Below are 6,322 nucleotides of genomic sequence, written 5' to 3' on the forward strand. Positions count from 1 at the left end.
ATACTTTTATTTGCTAATTTGAGGCGACCATCCTTGTAAGGTCGAATACCTCCACCCTGCCCGGGTCACCTGAGCATCCTATGGCATAGGTCACGCCGGGCTCCATGTTGAGGCAGTTATCCTGGAGCTCCACCTCCCGCTCAGGCTCGATAAACACCCCAAACGCCGGGACATCCGACCTGAGAAGGATGTGATTATCCTTCACCTCCACGGCGATATCCGGCCTGACGAGGTTCAGGTTGCGGAAGCGTTCAAACACAGCATAATTGCGGTATGGGCCATCTGAGCCAGATGAGCCGCCTAGGCCACCCGGGCTATCTGAATTAGCTGAACTAGCCGGGCTAGCTGAGCCAGATGAGCCCGGTAAACCCGATAACCCGGATGGGCTACCACTGGCCGCAAGCTCTACAAACACCACACTGTCAAGCAGGCGCCCGTTCTTCTTTACAGGCAAGGTGGTGCCGGGAAGGTCTACAGGCATCAGGCGGGGCTCATATCCTATGCCAAGCTCCTCATAGCTACACCTGGCGAGCTTGGTCGCGTCATTTGCAGGTAGGCGCACCTCGAGTTCCTTTTGCCCCAGCTTACCCCCCTTGAGATCATAGGCCGCAACTCGAAGCCGCCCGGGCACCTCGCGGGTGGTATCATTTACGCCCTCAAGGATAATGCCGTCATCCGCCTGCTTGATGACCACCAGGAGATTGGCAAAGAACCTCCTGGTATAGTAGTAGAGGGCCTTCTTACGGCGGTAATAATCCAGGCAGGACCAGCTCGCCACGGGCCAGCAATCGTTGAACTGCCAGTAGAGGGTCCCGGCGGTGGCGAACTTCCGGCTCCGCCAGTGCTCAACACCCATCTTGACCGCCTCGACCTGGTTGAACTGGGTCAGGTAAACAAAGCTCCTGAGGTCGCGAGGGAAGCCGATGCGACCCACGAGGAATCTGATGAGCCTTTCCATCCCTTCAGGCATCTTATTATGAGCCAGCATCACCGGGCTGAGCACATGCCGGTCCTCGGGTGCGGTATAGGATAATACCGTCCTCCAGTCCGGCATGGCCTGGAACCCGAACTCGCTCAAGAAACGCCCCCTGTCCTGCCGGTATTGATCATAATCCACCCAGCGGGACCAGACATCCCAGGCGTGCCGGTCCCCCTCTCTCTCGCTATTGGGATCGGGATCCTCCCCCCCGTAGGGGCTCGAGACCCAGTAAGGCCGCGAGGGATCGTATTCCGCGCAGATTCGAGGGAGCATCTGCTTATAAATATAGTTGCCCAGAAACTCGGGGTCCCCAACCTTCCACCAGGAGTGAAACCCCCAGTTGTTCTCGTTGTTGCCGCACCAGAGCACTATGGATGGGTGATTGCGAAGCGCCTTGACTATCTCTACGGCCTCTTCCCGGGCGAGCTTCCTGAACCACTCAAACTGGTCAGGATACTCGGCGCAGGCATACATGAAATCCTGCCAAACCATGATCCCATGGCGGTCGCAGGCCTCATAAAAGGCCCCGTCCTCATAGATCCCCCCGCCCCAGATCCTGAGCATATTCATGTTAGCCTCCCGGGCGAGCCTTATATACTCCTCATAGTCCTCCCGGGTGAGGCGCGGGAGAAGATTGTCGGCCGGTATCCAGTCGGCGCCCTTGGCGAAAACCCTGGTGCCGTTTATCTCAAAGATGAAGCTCGTCCCCTGGCCATCCCTCTCCTGGAGGAGCCTCACGGTTCGGATTCCGGAGCGGAAGCTCCTCTCATCTATGACTTCCTCCCCATTCTCCTCCCTCTTTGATAAGGTTATCTTGATCTCGTAGAGAGGCTGCTCGCCGGGTTGACCTCCCGACTGCTCCCCTGGCCCACCTAATCCGCCGAGCCCATTGGGACAAGCTAATTCCAGCCCGTTAGGGCACCAGAGCCTGGGGGAATCAATGACGAGGAAAGCCTCTATCCCCTCCTCTCCGGACTTCATGGGTTTTACCGACACCACGCAGGATGCTACGGTCTCCCCCTCGTACGCTACATCCACCCTTGCCGAAAGCTCCCCCTCAACATACCGGCGCACCTCGGCCTGAATGCTTACATAAGCCTTCCCATCCCTTATCTCCCGCGTAAAAAAGAATGGGTGTTCAATGCTGGCGTCCTTTATGAGCTCCAGGTAGACAGGCCGCCAGATTCCCACCTGGGCGAGCCGCGGACCCCAGTCCCAACCGTAGGAATACTGGGCTTTTCGCACATACGGCCGGGCGGTCTCGCAGGTGGCCATGAGCTTAACAGGGCTATTCCTCTCCATGGCCTTTATCTCCCTGATTGGGGAGGCGAACCGTATCTCGATCATGTTCCTACCGGCCGCAAGCTTGCTAGTGACGTCATACCTATGGGGGATGAACATATTCTCCGCCCTGCCCAGGTATTCGCCGTTGAGATAGATATCAGCAAGGGTATCAAGGCCCATGAAAACGAGCTCAGCCATGTGGTAATCTCCCATGCTATAGTCCCCGTGGCCGCCTTCAGGATTCGGTGCCTCACTCAGCAGCACCTCGAACCTAGGATCGAACCCAAGATCGAACTCCTTCCTGTAGATCCACTCCTTATCCTCGAGCTCGTGGGCATAGTGCTCGTCCATCCTGTAAAATGGATCGGGGAGCTTGCCGAGCGCCATAAGATCGAGCTGGACGCAACCGGGCACCGTGCCGGTCTCCCAGTTATCCCTTCCAGCTTCGGCGAATTTCCATTCCCCGTTTAAAGGGATTCTCCGGATCAATACAGTCTTCCTCCCACCTTAATTTATGATGCGAACAGGCTTCGCATTCAACGCGCTGACCTCGATCCCTTTTTTCAGCTCTTCCACCCAGGCTCGCCCGGCATTCCGCCTGATATATTCGATGGGACGAGCCTCTATAACCCGCTCCTCCCCCGGGAGCAAATCGAAGTAATTGTCGCTAAACTGCGTCCCGTAGTGATGAAGTCTGACGGCCCATGCAAAAACATCCGTGGCCACCCGCAGCTTTACAGCTCCATCATGTCTTTCGAGATCTCTTTCGAGCAACTCCAGCCTGAGGTTCGCCTCCGTAAGCTCAAGTTCCCTGAATGGAGCAAGGAAGATCCGATTCCGGCTCAGGACGCCGCCCTCTCCCTGGCCGGCCTCCCCGGCCTTGCCGAGCTCGGCAACAAAGGCAATGTCGCCGCCGCCCCTACCACCACGATATCGTTCGAGTTCCTCGAAGGAAACCCTTCTTACCATGGCCGAACTATTCGCCCCTGCGTCGATGTCGACCCGCTCCTCCCAGAGAACCCTCCCGCTAAACTCCACGAGCCACAGCCTCAGCTGCAACCTCAGCCCTTTGAGCAGGTCGTTTATAACCCAGACCGATATCGCCCCATCCCTCTCCCGTCTCAAAGACACCAATACCGGCTCATACGCCCTCTTCACGAAGTAGTAACCTGGCATGGGGTTCCCGTAGTAATCAATGATCCCCCAGTCGCACGCAGGCCAGGAGCCGTTGAAACTCCAGAAGAGCGTGCCGCTGCACTGGAACTTGTTTCTCCTGAAATGCTCGATGCCGTACTTGCGCCCCTCGCCCTGCACCAGGCGGGCGTATTTGACCCAGTCCTCAAATCCCGCAGTCCCGGGCACGCCGAAGAGGTTTTCGGTATAAAAGTCAAGGACATCCTGGAAATGCCGCGGCCAGCCGTGAATATGCGGCACGTGGTAACGCCAGGCCTCCGAGTCTGCCCGGATTTCACCAGCCTGGAGAAACCGCCCCAGCGCCTCTGGCTCAGGTATGCCTGCAAATGCAGCGAATTCGCTGATGAACTTGCCCGCATCTTCATCATAATGCTCAAATCTCAGCTTATCCCACGAGAAATCATGCCCACCCCAGTCATCAACCCCAAGGGCCACCTCATATGAATGCCTATCCCCCTCCATCTCAGAATTAGGGTTAGGGCCTCCACAGGGGCTCCCCGGCCAGTACGGCCGCGTGGGGTCCAACCGCCGACATACCTCAGGCAATATCTCGTCGTATATCTTCTGACCGGGAAGCTCGCCCCTTGACAGCCCCTTGTGAACCCGCTGGGTATGGATCCACTGGTTTTCGTTATTGCCACACCAGAGGACTATGCAGGGATGATTGCGAAGCTCCTTCACAATTATCTCCGCCTCGCGCCTGGCTTCCTCAGCGAAATCCGGATCAAAATCGGGGTAAGCCTGGCAGGCGTACATGAAATCCTGCCAGATCATGATCCCGAGCTCATCGCAGAGCTCATAGAATACGGGATCCTCGTATATCCCGCCGCCCCAGATCCTGAGCATATTCATATTAGCGTCCCTGGCGGCCCCGAGAAATGCCCTGTATTTCTCGGGGGATAGGCGAACGGTGAGGCTATCCCCTGGAACCCAGTTGGCACCCTTAGCAAACACCTTCTCGCCGTTCACCGCTATAGTGAACGTCTTGCCGGTCCCGGCCGTAATTCCAATCCCAGCCCCAGTTCCAGTCCCGGTCTCAGTTCCAATCCTAGTCCCAGCCCCAATTCTAGCTCCAATCTCGGTCTCGGTCCCGATTTCCTCCTGGATAAGGGAAACCTCCCGGACCCCGAATCGAACGGTAGCTTCATCCAGAGCTTCATCTAGATCGGCTCCGTTGTCCTCATTGTTGCCTCCATTATGATAGTCATAGACCACGCTCACCTTAAGGGAGTAGAGCGCCTGCTCGCCCATGCCGTTCGGCCACCAGAGGCGAGGGTTAGCGAGCACGAGTCTCTTAGATATGAAATTTATCCCCGGGGATAGAGTCACCCTGACCTGATCGCATGCTATCTTCTCGCCGTCGTAACATATCTCAAAATTTATGAGGGCATCTGGGCCAGGGTTCACGCCCACGCGCTGGACAGTATCAGTAGCGGTATCACCAACGTTCTCGTTCCCGTCCGTGCGGCCTGCATCCTCATCAAAGTCAAAGTCTTCGATCTCGCACCCGATATCGATCTCCGCTCCCGTTCCTACAAGCCTCGTCCGGACCCATACATCTCGAATGGCGAGTTCTTCATAGAAAACGAGCTTCGCCGGCCGCCATATGCCAAACGTGACCACCCGCGGAGCCCAATCCCAACCGAAGCCGAACTGGGCCTTTCTCGCATAAGGGACTTCCCTTTCGGCATTCATTCCATCCCATATCAAGCTGGTATCTTTGTCTTTAAGTATCGCCGTTGACTCAAATCTGATGACAAGTTCATTCTCCGCGCCGTGGCGTATGCAATCCGTCACGTCAAACCTGCAAGGAACGAACATGTTCGCATGCTTTCCAACAAGCACCCCGTTTAGCCAGACGGTTGCATAGGTATCCAGCCCCTCGAAATAGAGCTCCACCCGCTTCCCGGGCATCCCCTCAGGGACTGTAAACTTCCTCTTATACCACCAATCCTTCTCCTCAATCCAGCTAAGACCCTCCGCATTTGTGCTGATACGGGGGTCGCTAATCTTCCCCAGCTTAAGAAGGTCTTTTTGAACCGTCCCAGGGACCTCCGCATCAAGCCATTTGATATTAATATTAGACGTATCTATGAGGTGGGGATTAGGATCATGATCCACGCCCGCGAATTGCCAGGCTCCATCTAAATATAATGTTATCTTGTTTGTTGTCACCTATATACACCCCTCAGACCGGTACCCGGTCAAAATTGAACCCGGACTTTCCCCAAGGTGGGTCAAAATCTGACCGGTTTTCCCGGCTAACCTGGTCAAGATCTAAAACCCAGAATCCAGCACCCGATACCCAAGATCAGGATCAGCTATACCTCCCATATGTCCTAGCGACCTCTACAAGCTTGAAAATATTCTCCTCGGGCGTATCCCTCCCACATTGGTCGCCCGTGGATAAAATGAAACCACCACCTTCTGCCGCCACATCTATACACCATTTTGCCGCCTTTTCTACATCTTCTGGGGTTCCATGCAACATAATTTTTGTGGTATGGATATTACCCATCAACGAAAGTCTCTTTCCGAAAGTCCGCTTTACCTCAGCGAGGTCGCAGTCGCCCATCGGCGGCTCCTCCAGAGGATTAATACAATCGAGATCGGTCTCGTTGGCACAAATCTCGACCAGTATGCGTTCCTTTCCGCAGGAGTGCAACATAGTAGGGATGCCTGCTTGCTTCGCCATCCTGGTAACCTTTTTTAATGTTGGGAGTCCGATATCTCTAAATATTTCTTAGCACGCATAAGGTCTGGGATGACCGGTCATTAAGCGGCCGCTTGACGGGCCCAGTAGCTATCCCACTCAGCGTTATGCCAAAGAGTAGTCAAAGCACAAAGGGTGTCTGAACCTTCTAT

Annotated in this window: 2 protein-coding genes and 1 pseudogene; all 3 read right to left on the reverse strand. The window is 55.5% G+C overall.

The annotated features are described in order from the left end of the window. Nucleotides 1–13 precede the first annotated feature (13 nt). Nucleotides 14–2,752, reverse strand: coding sequence for a glycoside hydrolase family 2 protein (locus tag HPY71_09635; protein NPV53769.1), 2,739 nt, complete (start codon nt 2,750–2,752; stop codon nt 14–16). An 18-nt stretch (nt 2,753–2,770) separates the two neighbouring features. Further along, nucleotides 2,771–5,632 (reverse strand): hypothetical protein, encoded by a 2,862-nt coding sequence (locus HPY71_09640; GenBank protein NPV53770.1) that lies wholly within the window; start codon nt 5,630–5,632, stop codon nt 2,771–2,773. Between the two features lie 142 nt (nt 5,633–5,774). Further along, a pseudogene (locus tag HPY71_09645) lies at nt 5,775–6,197 on the reverse strand (hypothetical protein). Nucleotides 6,198–6,322 lie beyond the last annotated feature (125 nt).

The sequence above is a fragment of the Bacillota bacterium genome, from assembly GCA_013178125.1.
Taxonomy (GTDB): Bacteria; Bacillota; SHA-98; order Ch115; family JABLXJ01; genus JABLXL01.